Genomic DNA, 14,947 nt, shown 5'->3' with positions numbered 1-14,947 from the left:
TTCGAGCTATTCAAGGCTTGGCCGACCGCTTCGAAAAGATTTCTCCTCCCGCCTCGCTCAGGCCATGCTGGTCGTCGAAATGACATGAGGGATGGGTTGTGCTTATGATATCTTATCCCAACTCAAGCCCGCATGTTTGGATTGAAAAGCCTGGTTTAACACTTGGTTCTCAGGTGCGGCCAGTTGAGGGTCTTTGGCAAAAACATCTTCAACAAACTTTCTTATCTGGATCAGAAGTTCCTGATCGGTGGTAAGGTCGGCCACTTTCAGATCTAACAATCCACTCTGTTGTGTGCCTTCAATATTACCCGGCCCACGCAGTTGCAAGTCAATTTCTGATATCTCAAAGCCGTTATTAGTTTTAACCATGGTATTTAACCTTACGCGCCCATCCGGACTTAGCTTGTCTTTGCTCATTAACAGGCAATAGCTTTGCTCTGCCCCGCGCCCCACCCGGCCCCGTAACTGATGTAATTGCGAAAGGCCAAAGCGCTCGGCATTTTCAATGATCATTACCGATGCATTAGGTACATTTACGCCAACTTCAATAACCGTAGTAGCCACCATTATCTGCGTTTGCCCTTTTATGAAGCGCTGCATTTCGGCTTCTTTTTCGGCGGGCTTTAATTTGCCATGCACTATACTGATGTGATACTGCGGCAGCGGAAATTCCCTCCTCATTATTTCGGTACCGTCTTCCAGATTTTTCAGATCAAGCTTCTCACTCTCTTTTATCAGCGGATATACCACATAGATCTGTCGCCCCTTGGCTATCTCCTCTTTCATAAACCCGAACATACGTAGCCGCCGGCTTTCGTAAAAATGCAGGGTTTCAATAGGTTTGCGCCCCGCAGGCAATTCATCAATTACTGATACATCCAAATCACCATACAATGTCATAGCCAAAGTACGGGGGATGGGTGTAGCCGTCATTACCAAAACATGCGGCGGTATGGTGTTTTTACGCCAAAGTTTTGCCCGCTGTTCAACACCAAAGCGGTGCTGTTCGTCAATTACCACAAAGCCCAGGTTTTGGTATTGCACCTTGTCTTCAATTAGCGCATGTGTACCTATTAATATTTTAAGTTCGCCGCTTTCCAGGCGCTCATGTATTACCCTGCGGGCTTTTTGCGATGTTGAGCCGGTAAGCAGCGCCACCTCTAAAAAATCATCGCCAATAACACCCTTAATAGTTTGGTAATGCTGATTGGCCAATATTTCTGTAGGGGCCATAATGCAGGTCTGAAAACCGTTATCAATGGCTATCAACATGCTCATTAGGGCCACAATGGTTTTGCCACTGCCCACATCCCCTTGCAGCAAGCGGTTCATTTGAACGCCGCGCTGGGTGTCTTGCCGTATTTCTTTTAAAACACGTTTTTGCGCATTGGTTAGCTCAAAAGGTAACTTATGGTGATAAAACTCATTAAAATAAGTGCCAACCTTATCAAATATATTCCCTTTAAATTTTTGTACACGCAGCAATTTGGTACGCAGCAGTTTTAACTGCAATACAAACAGTTCCTCAAACTTAAGCCGGTGTTGCGCTTCTGCTAATTTTATCGCATCCTCGGGGAAATGGAAATTACGGTAAGCATCAGCACGGCCCATCAGCTTAAACCTGTTTAAAATATATAAGGGTAAGTTTTCGCTGATGGTATTTCCGTATTGCTCAAGTAACCCTGCTACTAGTTTTTGTATGCCCTTACTATCCAGGGTAAATTGCTTTAACTTTTCGGTAGAACTGTAAACCGGCTGCAGGGTAAGGTTGCCTTTGCGTTTTGCTGCCTCAGGCGAGTAGAGATCCATCTCCGGGTGCGACATTTGCGCCTTGCCGTTAAAGGATGATGGCTTGCCGAAAAGCACATACGCCTTGCCCGGTATCAAAGTTTTCTCTATCCACTTTATGCCTTGAAACCACACCAACTCCATTATACCGGTATCATCCTGTACAATGGCTACCAAACGCTTAGTGTGCTTTTCCCCTAATATTTCCTTACGCAGCAAACGGGCTATCACCTGTACATAAGGCAAATCGTCATTAATATCCTTTATTTTATAAAAACGCGTACGGTCAATATGCCTGAAGGGGAAATGCTTCAGCAGATCATCAAAAGTATAAATGGCCAGCTCTTTTTTCAGCACTTCGGCGCGGGTAGCGCCAACGCCTTTTAAGTACTCAACAGGGGTTTGTAATGCCTGGCCGTTCAAGATATGCTGCTATCAGGGTTTGGCTGCTATAACAGATATTTCAACGCTAACGCCCTTAGGTAAAGCTGCGGCCTGCACCGTCTCGCGCGCCGGAAATTTATCAGTAAAGTAAGTACCATAAACCTCGTTTACCTCGGCAAAGTCGGCCATGTTTTTTAAAAATATGGTAGTTTTTACTATATCGTCAAAATCAGCGCCGGCGGCGGTTAAAATTGCCCCTATGTTCTCCATTACCAAATGCGTGGCCGATGTTATATTATCGGTAACCAGCTCATTAGTAAACGGGTGCAAAGCTATTTGTCCGGAAACGAATATAAGATTACCGGCTATTATAGCCTGGCTGTATGGGCCTATAGGTGGCGGTGCGTCGGTTGTGTTTACTACGGTTTTCATGTTTTATAAATATAGGTAATGCGCAAATTATTTTTTTAGTACAAACCACTGTAGCAGTTTCCATATAATACCCCCTATGAACATTATGATAGCCGTAGCATTAATAATGTGCATTATTTTAAGGTTGATATTGTGGGGCCTGTTAGTATCCTTCTTTCTAAAAAAATACATATCAGCAAATCTACAATATTTTTAGGCGAAGTTTTATGCAAAAAAAGAAGGCTTCCGTTGCGGGAAGCCTTCTTAATATTCTAAACTGAATCAGATATTATTTTCTGAATTGAACACGACGGTTTAATACACGTCCTTCTTCAGTTGAGTTGTCAGCAATTGGCTGAGTTTCGCCGAAAGCTTTAACAGTTACTTTGCTTGCTGCAACACCAGAGTTAACTAAGTAAGTTTTTACAGAGTTAGCACGGTCACGAGATAATTTCAAGTTGTGAGCAGCAGTACCTTCAGATGATGCGAAGCCTTGTACTTCAACAGCAGAACCGGTAGTACGTAAGTCAGCAGAAGTTGCATCAAGCACAGGGTAAGAAGAAGTTCTTAATACTGAGCTATCAAATTCAAACTGAATGTTGGTATAACCAGCAGCAGCAGGAGCAGCAGCAACAGGCTCTGGTTTAGGGAACACGATAGGGCAACCTGAACCATCAACAGGGCTTGTACCTGCTGGAGTACCTGGGCATTTGTCAAATTGATCAGCAACACCGTCACCGTCAGAGTCTTTTTTCAGGTCGTTAACAGCGTTTTCAACGTTAGTAACACGGCCTTTTAAAGCTTCAACTTCACGACGTAGAGCAGCATCATACAATTCGTCATACATCATAGCTACCGGGTTAACCCACTCTAAAGCTGGTTTTGATTTTGAACCCAAAGTGAACTCTAAACCAGCGTAACCATAACCGTAACGGTCTTTAGTAGGATAGCTTTTACGTACACCATCAAAGTTATCACCGTCAATAAAGTTTTCAGTGTAACCAATGTTTAATGAAGTAACGTCTGATAATTTAAATTTGGTACCTACACCGATAGGGACAACTAACTCAGAGATAGAACCGCCATCTGCAGCGCGGTATTGTTCCCAACCACCGTTTGTACCATCTGTACCATAACCTTTAATATCCGGTTTGTAAGTTGCAATACCTAAACCTGCTTTACCATAAAAGTTAATGGCATTTTCGCGGTGAAGGAAGTCAATAGAACCAATGTTTACAGTACCGCTGATGCTTCCTTGTAAGAAGTTAGTTGAGGTAGCTACAAAACGTTGATTGGTTACACCATCGCCTACAAACGGTCTCTGACCAATTTGTCCCGGTACACCTTTACCGGCATCAGCTCTAACGCGGCCACCATTCAAATCTAATTGAATACCGAAAACATGTGATAATTGATTTTTCAATGATACACCGAAGCCTGGCCCGATTTGCACACCATTGAAATCACTTGAGCCACCTGTTATAAGGGCTGGCGAAGTAACACCGGCGTTAATACCAATGGCCCAGGTTCTGTACTGACCCGCGCCGCCAAACAATTTGGCGCCTGAGGTTGTCGATCCGCTCGCGGTGGTTTGGGCATTAACAGCACCCGCTACCAACAGAGACGCAAACGAAAAAGCGACTGTTTTTTTTAATGTAGAATAGTTCATAAGTTTTAAGATTAAACAATTTTTTAATTGTGATTTTTTTCAAAAATACTAATTATGTTTGAAACGATTACCAAATACTGTTCCAAAAATTACAAATAATAACACAAATAAATGAAAAATGTTGTATAAATAGTACACATTACAATTAACTGTATGAAATATCTTCCTGTTGAAAATAATTTATTTACAAATAATAGAAAAAGTTTCGTTTCAAGAATAAAACCGGCTTCTCTGGCACTTTTTTATTCGAATGACGAGTTCCCGCGCAGCGGTGATCAGGCCTTTTTATTTAAGCAAAATCCTGATTTTTTTTATTTGTCGGGTATAGACCAGGAGCAAAGTATTTTGTTGCTTTTTCCGGATTGTCCTAATCCACTATACAAAGAAGTACTCTTTTTAAGACAAACTAACGAACATATTGCAGTTTGGGAGGGACACAAGTACACCAAAGACGAGGCGAGACAAGCATCAGGTATACAAAATATATATTGGTTAGCTGATTTTGACAATATTTTGCACAGTATTATTAACTACGCAGACAATATTTATATTAATACCAACGAGAATGACCGGTATGCGCACACGGTGCCTTATCGCGATGTAAGGATGCTGGAAGATCTGCGCAGAAAATATCCTTTGCATCACTATGAGCGTTCGGCACCTATTATGCGCGACCTGCGTGTGATAAAATCGGCACCCGAAATAGAATTAACAAAAAAGGCCTGCGCCATTACCCGCGACGCTTTTATAAGGGTGCTTAAATTTGTAAAGCCCGGGGTAACCGAGTACGAGATTGAAGCCGAAGTGATACACGAATTTATAAGGCAGCGCGCAACAGGGCACGCTTATAACCCTATTATAGCTTCGGGCAAAAATGCCATTGTATTGCATTATGTAGATAACAACCAGGTGTGCAATGATGGCGATGTGATACTATTTGATTTTGGCGCCGAGTACGGTAACTACAATGCTGATATGAGCCGCTCTATACCCGTTAATGGCCGCTTTACACCACGCCAGCGCCAGGTTTATGATGCCGTTTTGCGTGTTATGCGTGCAGCAACACAAATGATTGTTGAGGGGGCCGTTTGGAATGAGTATCACGATGAAGTTGGTAAAATAATGACCAGCGAACTGATAGGGCTTGGCTTGTTAACTAAACACGATGTAGAGAAGCAGGACCCTAAATTACCTGCCTACAAAAACTACTTTATGCACGGCACATCGCACCATTTGGGTTTAGACGTACATGATTTTGCCAGCCGTTACAAAGCTTTTGAAGTGGGTAACCTGCTTACGTGCGAGCCGGGTATCTATATCCCTGCGGAGGGCCTGGGCATTCGCCTGGAAAATAATATCCTGATTACCAAAGGCGGTAATATTGACCTGATGGCTGATATTCCGGTTGAGGCAGAGGAGATTGAGGAGATAATGAATTCGTGATTTCGGATTTCGGATTTCGAATTTTCGATTTCGAATTTAGTTTTGATTGTCATTCTGAGCGACAGCGAAGAATCTTATAAACCATGTTAAACCGGGTGCCGGGATTGCAAAGCGTATAAGATTCTTCGCTGTCGCTCAGAATGACAATTTGTTTTAGTACCTGCCTATAAATTCATACAAATTCCACTCTTGACCGCCCATTGCCACAGCAATCTCCTCTCGCAGTTTCCTTTTATCAACCCCCGCCATACGCTTCTGCTGTATCAGCCGATATGCTTTTTCGGTCAAGAGCATAGCTTTACGATTGTTACCCGCGGTCTTTTCTGATAAAACAAAGCCCGTAATTTCAGCCATTCCCTCACCTGTTGTAGCCACAGTTTTAAACACAGGTATTTCTTTACCGGGTTTTTGGTGAATTATTTTTTTAAGATTATTGGCAAACAGATCGGCATCGGGCCTGTCGGCTTTGTTGATCACAAAGGCATCCGCAATTTCCATTAAGCCTGATTTTATGTTCTGAACCTCATCACCCGCTTCCGGAACTAAAACTACCAAAGTTACATCCGCCAGGCCGGCCACTTCTACTTCAGACTGGCCAACGCCAACGGTTTCAACAATAATATGATCAAACCCTGCCGCGCGTAAAACATCGGTCATTTCAATGGTTTTTGCCGACAAGCCGCCAAGCGAGCCACGCGTAGCCAGCGAACGGATAAAAACATCAGGATGGTTAAAATGCGCGGACATCCTGATCCTGTCGCCCAATAAAGAACCAAAGTTAAAGGGCGAGGTAGGGTCGATAGCTAAAACCGCTATTTTGCTACCCTTTGCAAGTAAAGCTGAAATCAGTTGGCTCACTACGGTACTCTTCCCCGCGCCGGGCGGCCCGGTAATGCCAATTATAACAGATGGTTTAGTAAACCTAAGGCCTTTTAAAAGCTCTTCGTATCCCGGCAAGTCATTCTCTACAACAGTAAGCGCGCGGGCAACGGTTTTAAAATCGTTGGCGCTGATGTTTACCGGTAGGTTGCGTGCTGATGCCATGTAGCTGCAAATGAATAAAATTATCGTAACATAAATTAATATACTTTATAATTGCACCCATCAGCAAGATAAACAAATAATGAAGAAGCCATCCGTTTTAGTGACGTTTGATTCTATGAAGAATCCTAATTCAGGATACTTTTCATTCGGCAAAGGTTTAGGCGACGCCTTGCTGAAACATAATAACAACCGCTTTACCCTAACTTATTATTTATTTAGGATCACTACTTATTTTAATAAGCGCGTAAATATTATTCATCTTTTCAGGCTGCACAGGTTGTTTTTTCCGCACGGGCGCGAGTTTGATGTTGTTCATTTTACTGATCAAACCTGCCGTTTAAGACCTTATCGTGTAAGCGCAAAAAAGGTAATGACCATACATGATATTAATAACGTGCATTTGGGCTTTAAATCAAAAAGGAATATTGAAAAGCGCGTTAACAAACTGCGCAAATTTATAGGTTACTGTGATAGGGTAGTAGCCATATCAAAATTTGTTGCCGATGATGTGATCTATTACATACCTGAGGCTGCCCCTAAAATGAGCGTGATATACAATGGTGCAGATAAACTGACAGTACCCGAGGGACACCAGCCGGCTTACACGCCTGTTAAGCCCTTTTTATTTACCATAGGCTTGCTGTCGCCTCAAAAGGGATTTCATTACCTGCCGGCCTTGTTGCAGAACAATGACCTGCACTTAATTATTGCCGGTATTGAAACCACGCATAAGGATAATATTATTGAAGCGGCAAAAAAATTTGACTGCCTTGACCGCGTTACCATAACGGGCCCCGTTAGTGATGACGACAAAGCCTGGTATTTTAAAAATTGCCTGGCATTTGTGTTTCCGTCCATTGCCGAAGGTTTTGGCTTGCCTGTTATTGAGGCTATGAATTTTGGTAAACCGGTTTTTTTAGCCAACGCCACTTCACTGCCCGATGTTGGCGGTAAAGCTGCCTACTATTTTAATAATTTTGACCCGGAGCATATGCAGCATGTTTTTAAAACAGGCCTGCAAGACCATATAGAAAACAACAGGGCCGGGGCCGTTATGGCGCACGCGGCACGCTACACATGGGACAATGCTGCTAATGAATACCTGAAATTATATGATGAATTGCTGAGGGGTTAGCGTTTCTTTTTCAATCCCTTTTTAAAGCGCCAGAACAAAAAGCGCAGCCATATTTTTGAGCCGAAGTGTTTTTTTACCAATGCGCTCCTGTCTTGTTCAAAAACCTTATCAATTGATGTGCTTGATACCCCTGTTTGATTAAAGTTAGCCACCAGGTGATCTTTAAATACAAACCTGAATTGGCCGCTGTTAAACAAAGCCATATTAAAAGCATAATCTGCGGATATTGGGTACCGCGTATCAAACTCCCGCCCCTCAAAAACTTCGCGCGGGTATATCATGGCCTGATGGCATAAACCGTATTTGGCAAAATCGTAAGCATTGGCCGGAATGGTGGGTCCGCCCAGCGTCATTACCCTGCTATAGTAGATCAGTTTTTTGTCTTTTAGCTCAATAGCAAGGTCGCTAAAGCCATCAAACAAAATGTCGTCGGCACCTAAAAAGTAGATCCATTGGCCGGTAGCGTGTTTTAAGCCTTTGTTCATGGCGTCGTAAATTCCGGCATCTTTCTCGCTCACCCAGTAGCCAAGGCTACCGGCATTTTGCTTTATAATATCAATTGTTCCATCTGTGCTTTCACCGTCAATAACCACTATTTCAATGGCAGCATATTTTTGGCGGTAAATGCTATCCAAACACGCCTGCAAAGTGCTTGCCGCGTTATAGGTTACAATGATGATGGATATTTTGGGTAATGTCATTGATAATAATGAATAGTCATGCCGAACTTGTTTCGGTACCTTATACGCTAAACCGCCTTTCTTATGGGTTGCCGAAACAAGTTCAGCATCACCCTGACATTATTTATAACATACAATGTATATTTGGTGCTTGCTGTTAAATAATGTCTACACAAATTAAGTACTTTATTTAACGTAAACCATATAGAATATAAATGAAGGTTGCCGGTTTTACTTTTATTCGCAATGCAGTTAAAAACGATTATCCTGTTGTAGAGGCCATAACCTCGGTTTTGCCGCTTTGCGATGCGTTTATAGTAGCACTTGGTAACAGTGATGATGAGACAGCTGACCTGGTAAAAGGCATCAAATCGCCTAAAATTAAAATAATCAATACCGTTTGGGACGAAAGCCTGCGCGAAGGTGGAACCGTTTTTGCCCAGGAAACCGATAAAGCTTTTGACGCGATAGCGGCCGATTTTGACTGGGCATTTTATATTCAGGGTGATGAGTGTGTACACGAAAAGTATTATGATGTGATACGCCGCGAAATGGCGGATAACCTTAACAACCTAAAAGTTGAGGGCCTTCTTTTTAAATATCTCCATTTTTACGGCTCATATGATTATTACGGTCATTCGCGCCGCTGGTACCGCCGCGAGATCCGCATCATTCGCAATAATAAAGGCATCCATTCGTATCGGGACGCGCAAGGCTTTAGGTGGAATGACAACCGCAAACTGAATGTTAAGCTGATTGACGCATATATATACCATTATGGTTGGGTAAAACCACCTTCGGGATTAAAACATAAGCTGCGCAGTTTTAACAAGTTTTATCATGATGATGCCTGGATTGAGCAACACGTGCCCGAAACTTATGAGTTTGATTACAAAAATGCCGACAGGCTGATCCACTTTACCGATACGCACCCCGCGGTTATGCAAAAACGCATTGCCGCTACCAACTGGAAACTGGATATTGATTTGAAGCAACTGCATAAAAAGGCAACATTAAGACGGCGCATATTGCAAAAAATAGAAGATTTAACCGGTTGGCGCATAAGCGAGTACAGAAACTATAAATTAGTGAAATGAAAAAGGTACTGTACTTCTTTCCGGATGATGTAGCCGTACAAAACGCGGGCAATAAAACACGCGCGTTAGAGCTGCTTAAATATTTTAAACACCGGCAGATAGCGGTTGATTTTGCCAGTTTGCAGTATGAAGGGCCGGATAGGGGTTGTACCAACCAAACCATAGATTTTGTAAAAGATAGCGTTTTGGCACAAAATGTTTACCTGCTGCCGCGCAAACCGGGCAAAAGCAATGCGCTGTTTTATTTTTTAAAATATAAACTGTGGGATCTGTTCTATTACTGGTTTACGTTCCCTTTACGGTCGGACATACCAACCTTTATGACGCTAACCCTTAAGCGTGCTTTTGAGGAGTTGCTGCAAAAAAATCAATATGATCATGTCGTGATAAGCTATATCTACTATGCCGAACTGGTTGGCAATAAAGAGTTATTAAAGGGTGCAACTACAATAATTGACACGCACGATTTTATTACCGCGCAGTTTAAATACCGCAAAAGCTTTAACCTCGGCATCACCTTTCAGGATGAGATAAAACGCCTTGATCAATTTAACGAGGTTTGGGCAATATCCGGCGAGGAGCAATATGTGTTTGGTCAGTTTTGCAAAACTAAGGTGCGCCTGGTTCCGCTAATGATGGAGCCGAAAACGCCGTCTGCTAATCCCCCGGAAAAAAAATATGACCTGATCTACGTAGCCAGTAATAACGTGCACAATGAGAGATCGGCCAAATGGTTTTTTGACGAAGTTTATCCCTTATTGCCAAAAAATATCAGGATCTGCATGGTTGGAGGTATTAATAAAGTTTTAGGCGATAGGGAGGAAGCGGAACAGATAGTTTTTGCTGATGACCTGGACAATTTATATACGCAATCAAAAATATCGCTGTGCCCTATGCTTACAGGTACCGGCGTTAAAGTGAAAGTAGTAGAAGCCCTGGCCCACGCGCTCCCCGTAGTATGCACAACACGCGGGGTTGACGGATTACCTAACAAAACCCTGAACGGCTGCCTGGTTACTGACGATTCCGCTCAATTTGCGCACAACATTGTTGCGTTACTTAATGACAATGATTTTTACAAGCGGCAAAGCAGGTTAGCTGAGCAGGCCTTTAGTAATGGTTTCAGCACAGAAACGGTTTATACCGAGCTGGATAAGGTTTTTTAACGGCGACGCTACTATAGCAATTAACTGCCCGGAATAACTTAAACACCGTAAACTTATTGCCTCACTTATCGTTATATTTGCCGGCACATCTATGCAGAATCTGATCAACGGCGCTCCTGTAAAAAAAAATTACGATTTTATTGATGCCATTCGCTGTATTGCCATGATGGCTATTGTGGTTGAACACAGCATTGGCAGCTATAATTTTACCAAAGGCACTGATCTTTATTGGGCCTATATTGGCTTTACCCAATTTGCAAAGTTTGGCACCATAGCGTTCTTCCTGCTTGCGGGATTTTTAATAAGCGAAAAATTTACCGATTACACGCCTGCCGAATACCTTAAAAGGCGTATCTCTACCACATTTGGGCCGTGGATATTCTGGTCGTTAGTATACGTGCTGGCTATGATAATCAACATGGCTGTTAAAGAACGCATCTATCATCGCGGCGATTTTACCCTGATAAACATACTTAATGCTATTGAAACGGTTTACCTGTATACCAACTACTGGTTCATAATTAATTTTTTAATAAGTATAAGCATTTTATTGATTTTCAGGCGGTATGTGTACTCCATTTATATGGGTATTATTTTGCTGTGCTTTACTGTTTTCTATGCAGTAAATATCCATTTTGAGTGGATACAAACAAGCCATACTACAGCTATTTTAGGATTCGTGTTTTTTTTATGGATGGGCGCGCAGTTGCGCAAACACTGGCAGCAAATAGAAAAGTGGGTTAGCAACTTGTCATACCTGGCCATTTTTGTCGCCTTTGTGCTAACTTTCTCGCTATCTGTTTATGAAACATATGAGTTAAGCAACTTTAGTGCAGATTATTTAAATACGCTTCGTTTTAGCAATGTGCTTTACTCTTTGGTGTTTTTTGTATTGCTGTTGCGCATAAAAACTTTTCCGTTTACAACGTACTTAAAGCCAAGGCAAACCACTTATGGCATTTACCTTATTCATTATATACTCGTATCATTTTTAATGCCCGAAATATTGGGTCACTTCAGTTTTGATGTTAATACCATGGGCGCTACAGCCTTTGTATTACTTAAAATAGCTACTTTTTTAGTAGCCTACCTGTTAACGCTGGGTATTGTACTATTGCTTAACCGGGGCAGGGCACGGGTATTGGTAGGCAATTAACTGCCTTTGGGTCCAAATCCAAATAACGCTTTTACCTTTCGCCTGAACTTTTTGAACGGAGTGTTTTTGCGTTCTGCCGCTAAATGAAATTCGTTATTCATTGTAAACAAGTCGGCCTGCTTTTCGGGTACTATATATCTGGGGTGTATTATTTCGGTTATTTCCTCCAGCGGTACGCCAGACATCATATCATCAGCGTTTTTGGTGTGCGTGGCATTTTCGCCGAATCCAATATTCGTTATCAGGTTGTAATTGGGTATAATACACAAACCGTGGTTAAAAAAGCTGCTAAAGGCAAACTGATAATCCCAGGTATTATGCTTTCCCGATTTAACACCGTTGAATATATTGTACCACCTGTTAATTACCAGCGGATCATTGAAGATGTTGGCCAACTTTTCCTTTACATCACTTTCATCGTATTGATTGAGGTTTATGTCATACTCGTTCCAAACTCTGCGCCAACCGGCCCAGCCCCAGCCATGTATCAGGTTGGAGAAATAATAGGTCCCATCTCCCCATTTTTTTCCATGTTGAAAGTTGGCCCCGGCTATAATTCTTATGCGGGTATCATGCCTGTATTTTTCAAGCAATTCATCGCAAAACATAAAAAAGCTATTGCTGGGCAGCGTATCATCCTCTAAAATAATTCCTTCTTCTTCATTGTCAAAAAACCATTGCATGGCAGATGCTTCGCCAATTTTACAACCTACGTTGCTGTCTTTAAAAAGCGTTTTTACCTCGCAATCCCAATCTACTTTAAGCGCGTTCTCGCGGGTTTGGCGGCATAGTTCCTCTTCGCCGGGTTTGTTGGCACGGGGGCCGTCGGCGCCAATATACAAGCGCGGCGGGCGGGCCTCACGTATCTTCTCTAATACCGCCGCCGTTTCTGCCGGACGATTAAAAACGATAAATAATACAGCCGATTTAGTTTGATACTTGTGCCCTGCGCTCTTACTCATGCAGCAAAGATGTTTATTTTGCAGTTAAATTTTGCATATTTAGCCCATGCAAAGCAAAATAACCGGTGGTGCCACCAGCTTACTGTTTACGGCCAAAGTGCTCAATAAATACGACGTTAAATTTTATCGCTGCGCGGATACCGGCTTTATCCAAACCGAAGAGCCTTACTGGCTGGCAGACGCTTATTCATCGGCCATAACCAAACTGGACGTGGGTATGGTGTACCGCAACCTACAGTTAGCCGAAAGAACAGGCGACCTGCTGCTTTCGTCATTTAACAAAAGCGCCCGGTTTTTAGATTATGCAGGCGGGTACGGTTTATTTACCCGTTTAATGCGCGATAAAGGCTTCAATTTTTATCATACAGACCCTTACTGCCAGAATATATTTGCCGAGTATTTCGATCTGAACACGTTATCCGCCGGCCAGCGGTTTGAAATGGTTACCGCTTTTGAAGTTTTTGAGCATCTGGCTAATCCGCTGGAAGATATTAAACGCATGCTGGGCTTTTCGTACAACCTGCTTTTCAGTACAGAACTCCAGCCGGAAAATGTGCAGAAATTAGACGATTGGCATTACTTCTCTACCGAAACCGGGCAGCATGTAGCATTTTATAATCAGGCATCATTAAAAGCCATTGCCGACCAATTGGGATATAACTTTTATACCGACGGCAAATTTCTGCATCTGTTTACGCAAACCAATTTTAGCAGTAACCCATTAGCCCCAGCTAAGGACGGGTTTTTATTAAAGAAAGCTAAAAAGTATGTAAGAAAAGCAGGGAAAAAACTGGGCCAGCCCGAAAGTTTAATGATGACCGACTGGCAGTTTATTAAGGATAAACTGAATGGCGAGGGGTAATTACATTACCACACAGCCATCTTTGCGCCTCGTATCTACAATATAAATTATCTTCCATCCCGCAGAGGTTTTCATTAATTGGAAAACATCAACGCCGCAGTGGCTAAATTTATCATCGACGTAAAACTTATAGGGTGCCCAAACACTGGCTAATTTGCCATCCACTTTTATATCGCCAAAAACAATGCGCTCATCATAAATGCCTTTGTGCGGAGTGCCAACAGTTTTCACAAATTCCTCCGGGCTTTCCAATGTCATTGCTACAGAGCCGTCCTTTGCTTCACCTATGCTATGCAATATCACACCTTTTGCAAAAGTTGACCGCAGTGCCGTACTGTCGCCTTTACGTACGGCATCAAACATTTTAGTTATGGTTTGTTTTATGGCTGCTGTCTCTGTTTGCTGAGCCATGCTTATGTTGCAGTAAAGGATGAACGCTGTAAAGAAGGTTAGTTTTTTCATAATACTAATATAAATTTATAAGTAATAGTTATTTTAATATGTGATATCATTATATATTTTTAAGTAAATTTGTGTATGCCGCAAGTTGATTATAAGGAGTATATAGAAGTTATACCGGAAATACGGTTTGGGAAACCTGTTTTAAAAGGTACTCGTATCACTGTTTACGATGTTCTGCAATGGCTTGCGTCAGGCATGAATCATGAAGCCATTATAGCCGATTTTCCTCAACTTAACGAGGAGAAAATATTAGCATGCTTATCTTATGCGGCTAACAAAGAACGAATTATAAAAGTTGCGTAGGCATGCGACTTATTGCAGATGAAAACATTTCATGGCGATTGAAAAAGCTTATTCCGGATTGGGATATTTTGCCCGTAAACGAAATAACTCCTTTTGAAAGACTGTCTGACAGTATGATATGGCGGTTTGCCAAATCAAATAATTACACAATTGTCACCTTTGATGAAGATTTTTCCGAACTTCAAAATTTATTTTCTTTCCCACCTAAAATAGTTTGGCTTAGAACAGGCAACGTGGCCACTCATGAAATTGCTCGCATTCTTAAAAAGCATGAAAGTAAAATAACCGATTTTGTAGCCGATAAGGAGACTGGTATTTTGGAACTTTACTTATAGCATTCGCAGCTACACTATTTACCTGCCAAATTTTAAAAGAATTGTACTAC

Annotated in this window: 16 protein-coding genes; 8 read left to right on the top strand and 8 right to left on the bottom strand. The window is 42.1% G+C overall.

All coding sequences use genetic code 11. From position 1 onward, the window contains the following. Positions 1 to 102 precede the first annotated feature (102 nt). The 4 genes from recG to ACFQZS_RS15315 all read right to left on the bottom strand — a co-directional run bounded on the left by recG (position 103) and on the right by ACFQZS_RS15315 (position 4,252). Positions 103 to 2,211 carry an ATP-dependent DNA helicase RecG gene (gene recG / locus ACFQZS_RS15330; RefSeq protein ID WP_377101789.1) on the bottom strand — a complete coding sequence of 703 codons (2,109 nt, stop codon included), beginning with the start codon at positions 2,209 to 2,211 and terminating at the stop codon, positions 103 to 105. Positions 2,212 to 2,223: 12 nt separating this feature from the next. After that, complete coding sequence (locus ACFQZS_RS15325) at positions 2,224 to 2,604, bottom strand: RidA family protein (protein ID WP_377101787.1); 381 nt, start codon at positions 2,602 to 2,604, stop codon at positions 2,224 to 2,226. A gap of 27 nt (positions 2,605 to 2,631) precedes the next feature. Further along, a complete protein-coding gene (locus ACFQZS_RS15320) occupies positions 2,632 to 2,775 on the bottom strand; it encodes a DUF6728 family protein (protein ID WP_377101785.1) in 144 nt (47 codons plus the stop codon). A gap of 97 nt (positions 2,776 to 2,872) precedes the next feature. Further along, a complete protein-coding gene (locus ACFQZS_RS15315) occupies positions 2,873 to 4,252 on the bottom strand; it encodes an OmpA family protein (RefSeq protein ID WP_377101783.1) in 1,380 nt (459 codons plus the stop codon). Between the two features lie 153 nt (positions 4,253 to 4,405). Between ACFQZS_RS15315 and ACFQZS_RS15310 the strand changes: the two genes are divergently transcribed. Beyond that, on the top strand, positions 4,406 to 5,695 hold the full coding sequence (locus ACFQZS_RS15310) for an aminopeptidase P N-terminal domain-containing protein (protein WP_377101781.1): 1,290 nt from the start codon (positions 4,406 to 4,408) through the stop codon (positions 5,693 to 5,695). Positions 5,696 to 5,848: 153 nt separating this feature from the next. On the opposite strand, the gene meaB is transcribed toward ACFQZS_RS15310, so the two are convergent. Beyond that, a complete protein-coding gene (meaB, locus tag ACFQZS_RS15305; RefSeq protein WP_377101779.1) occupies positions 5,849 to 6,739 on the bottom strand; it encodes a methylmalonyl Co-A mutase-associated GTPase MeaB in 891 nt (296 codons plus the stop codon). Between the two features lie 79 nt (positions 6,740 to 6,818). Here meaB and ACFQZS_RS15300 point away from each other — a divergent pair, with 79 nt between their 5' ends. Then, entirely contained in the window at positions 6,819 to 7,874 is a 1,056-nt protein-coding gene (locus tag ACFQZS_RS15300) for a glycosyltransferase family 4 protein (RefSeq protein WP_377101777.1), read from the top strand. Here the strand turns inward: ACFQZS_RS15300 and ACFQZS_RS15295 are convergent. After that, positions 7,871 to 8,575: a glycosyltransferase family 2 protein gene (locus tag ACFQZS_RS15295; protein WP_377101776.1), complete on the bottom strand. Its 705-nt coding sequence runs from the start codon at positions 8,573 to 8,575 to the stop codon at positions 7,871 to 7,873. The genes ACFQZS_RS15300 and ACFQZS_RS15295 overlap by 4 nt on opposite strands. Before the next feature lie 194 nt (positions 8,576 to 8,769). On the opposite strand from ACFQZS_RS15295, the gene ACFQZS_RS15290 reads away from it, so the two are divergent. The 3 genes from ACFQZS_RS15290 (at position 8,770) to ACFQZS_RS15280 (ending at position 11,973) form a co-directional block, all read left to right on the top strand. After that, a complete protein-coding gene (locus ACFQZS_RS15290; protein ID WP_377101775.1) occupies positions 8,770 to 9,651 on the top strand; it encodes a glycosyltransferase family 2 protein in 882 nt (293 codons plus the stop codon). Further along, on the top strand, positions 9,648 to 10,817 hold the full coding sequence (locus ACFQZS_RS15285; RefSeq protein WP_377101774.1) for a glycosyltransferase: 1,170 nt from the start codon (positions 9,648 to 9,650) through the stop codon (positions 10,815 to 10,817). The genes ACFQZS_RS15290 and ACFQZS_RS15285 overlap by 4 nt, the downstream gene beginning before the upstream one ends. A gap of 91 nt (positions 10,818 to 10,908) precedes the next feature. Further along, on the top strand, positions 10,909 to 11,973 hold the full coding sequence (locus ACFQZS_RS15280) for an acyltransferase (RefSeq protein WP_377101771.1): 1,065 nt from the start codon (positions 10,909 to 10,911) through the stop codon (positions 11,971 to 11,973). On the opposite strand, the gene ACFQZS_RS15275 is transcribed toward ACFQZS_RS15280, so the two are convergent. Beyond that, positions 11,970 to 12,935 carry a nucleotide-diphospho-sugar transferase gene (locus ACFQZS_RS15275; protein WP_377101769.1) on the bottom strand — a complete coding sequence of 322 codons (966 nt, stop codon included), beginning with the start codon at positions 12,933 to 12,935 and terminating at the stop codon, positions 11,970 to 11,972. The two genes, ACFQZS_RS15280 and ACFQZS_RS15275, sit on opposite strands and share 4 nt — an antisense overlap. Positions 12,936 to 12,981: 46 nt before the next feature. Between ACFQZS_RS15275 and ACFQZS_RS15270 the strand changes: the two genes are divergently transcribed. After that, complete coding sequence (locus tag ACFQZS_RS15270) at positions 12,982 to 13,797, top strand: class I SAM-dependent methyltransferase (RefSeq protein WP_377101767.1); 816 nt, start codon at positions 12,982 to 12,984, stop codon at positions 13,795 to 13,797. Here ACFQZS_RS15270 and ACFQZS_RS15265 read toward each other — a convergent pair whose 3' ends face one another. Continuing rightward, the gene (locus tag ACFQZS_RS15265; RefSeq protein WP_377101765.1) at positions 13,798 to 14,259 is read right to left on the bottom strand and encodes a nuclear transport factor 2 family protein; all 462 of its coding nucleotides are present in this window, start codon (positions 14,257 to 14,259) and stop codon (positions 13,798 to 13,800) included. Between the two features lie 75 nt (positions 14,260 to 14,334). On the opposite strand from ACFQZS_RS15265, the gene ACFQZS_RS15260 reads away from it, so the two are divergent. Both ACFQZS_RS15260 and ACFQZS_RS15255 read left to right on the top strand, forming a co-directional pair. After that, on the top strand, positions 14,335 to 14,562 hold the full coding sequence (locus ACFQZS_RS15260) for a DUF433 domain-containing protein (RefSeq protein WP_377101763.1): 228 nt from the start codon (positions 14,335 to 14,337) through the stop codon (positions 14,560 to 14,562). Positions 14,563 to 14,564: 2 nt separating this feature from the next. Further along, a complete protein-coding gene (locus ACFQZS_RS15255; protein ID WP_377101761.1) occupies positions 14,565 to 14,897 on the top strand; it encodes a DUF5615 family PIN-like protein in 333 nt (110 codons plus the stop codon). Positions 14,898 to 14,947: the final 50 nt, after the last annotated feature.

It is taken from the genome of Mucilaginibacter calamicampi, from assembly GCF_042676765.1.
Lineage (GTDB): Bacteria > Bacteroidota > Bacteroidia > Sphingobacteriales > Sphingobacteriaceae > Mucilaginibacter > Mucilaginibacter calamicampi.
The sequence above is the reverse complement of the archived record's forward strand: the minus strand, read 5'-3'. Positions and strand labels throughout refer to the sequence as shown.

Excerpts from the sequence above, each read along its gene's own strand:
- ACFQZS_RS15325 (WP_377101787.1), bottom strand. The coding sequence starts at position 2,604 with ATGAAAACCGTAGTAAACACAACCGACGCACCGCCACCTATAGGCCCA.
- ACFQZS_RS15320 (WP_377101785.1), bottom strand. The coding sequence starts at position 2,775 with ATGTATTTTTTTAGAAAGAAGGATACTAACAGGCCCCACAATATCAAC.
- ACFQZS_RS15315 (WP_377101783.1), bottom strand. The coding sequence starts at position 4,252 with ATGAACTATTCTACATTAAAAAAAACAGTCGCTTTTTCGTTTGCGTCT.
- ACFQZS_RS15310 (WP_377101781.1), top strand. The coding sequence starts at position 4,406 with ATGAAATATCTTCCTGTTGAAAATAATTTATTTACAAATAATAGAAAA.
- meaB (WP_377101779.1), bottom strand. The coding sequence starts at position 6,739 with ATGGCATCAGCACGCAACCTACCGGTAAACATCAGCGCCAACGATTTT.
- ACFQZS_RS15300 (WP_377101777.1), top strand. The coding sequence starts at position 6,819 with ATGAAGAAGCCATCCGTTTTAGTGACGTTTGATTCTATGAAGAATCCT.
- ACFQZS_RS15295 (WP_377101776.1), bottom strand. The coding sequence starts at position 8,575 with ATGACATTACCCAAAATATCCATCATCATTGTAACCTATAACGCGGCA.
- ACFQZS_RS15290 (WP_377101775.1), top strand. The coding sequence starts at position 8,770 with ATGAAGGTTGCCGGTTTTACTTTTATTCGCAATGCAGTTAAAAACGAT.
- ACFQZS_RS15285 (WP_377101774.1), top strand. The coding sequence starts at position 9,648 with ATGAAAAAGGTACTGTACTTCTTTCCGGATGATGTAGCCGTACAAAAC.
- ACFQZS_RS15280 (WP_377101771.1), top strand. The coding sequence starts at position 10,909 with ATGCAGAATCTGATCAACGGCGCTCCTGTAAAAAAAAATTACGATTTT.
- ACFQZS_RS15275 (WP_377101769.1), bottom strand. The coding sequence starts at position 12,935 with ATGAGTAAGAGCGCAGGGCACAAGTATCAAACTAAATCGGCTGTATTA.
- ACFQZS_RS15270 (WP_377101767.1), top strand. The coding sequence starts at position 12,982 with ATGCAAAGCAAAATAACCGGTGGTGCCACCAGCTTACTGTTTACGGCC.
- ACFQZS_RS15265 (WP_377101765.1), bottom strand. The coding sequence starts at position 14,259 with ATGAAAAAACTAACCTTCTTTACAGCGTTCATCCTTTACTGCAACATA.
- ACFQZS_RS15260 (WP_377101763.1), top strand. The coding sequence starts at position 14,335 with ATGCCGCAAGTTGATTATAAGGAGTATATAGAAGTTATACCGGAAATA.
- ACFQZS_RS15255 (WP_377101761.1), top strand. The coding sequence starts at position 14,565 with ATGCGACTTATTGCAGATGAAAACATTTCATGGCGATTGAAAAAGCTT.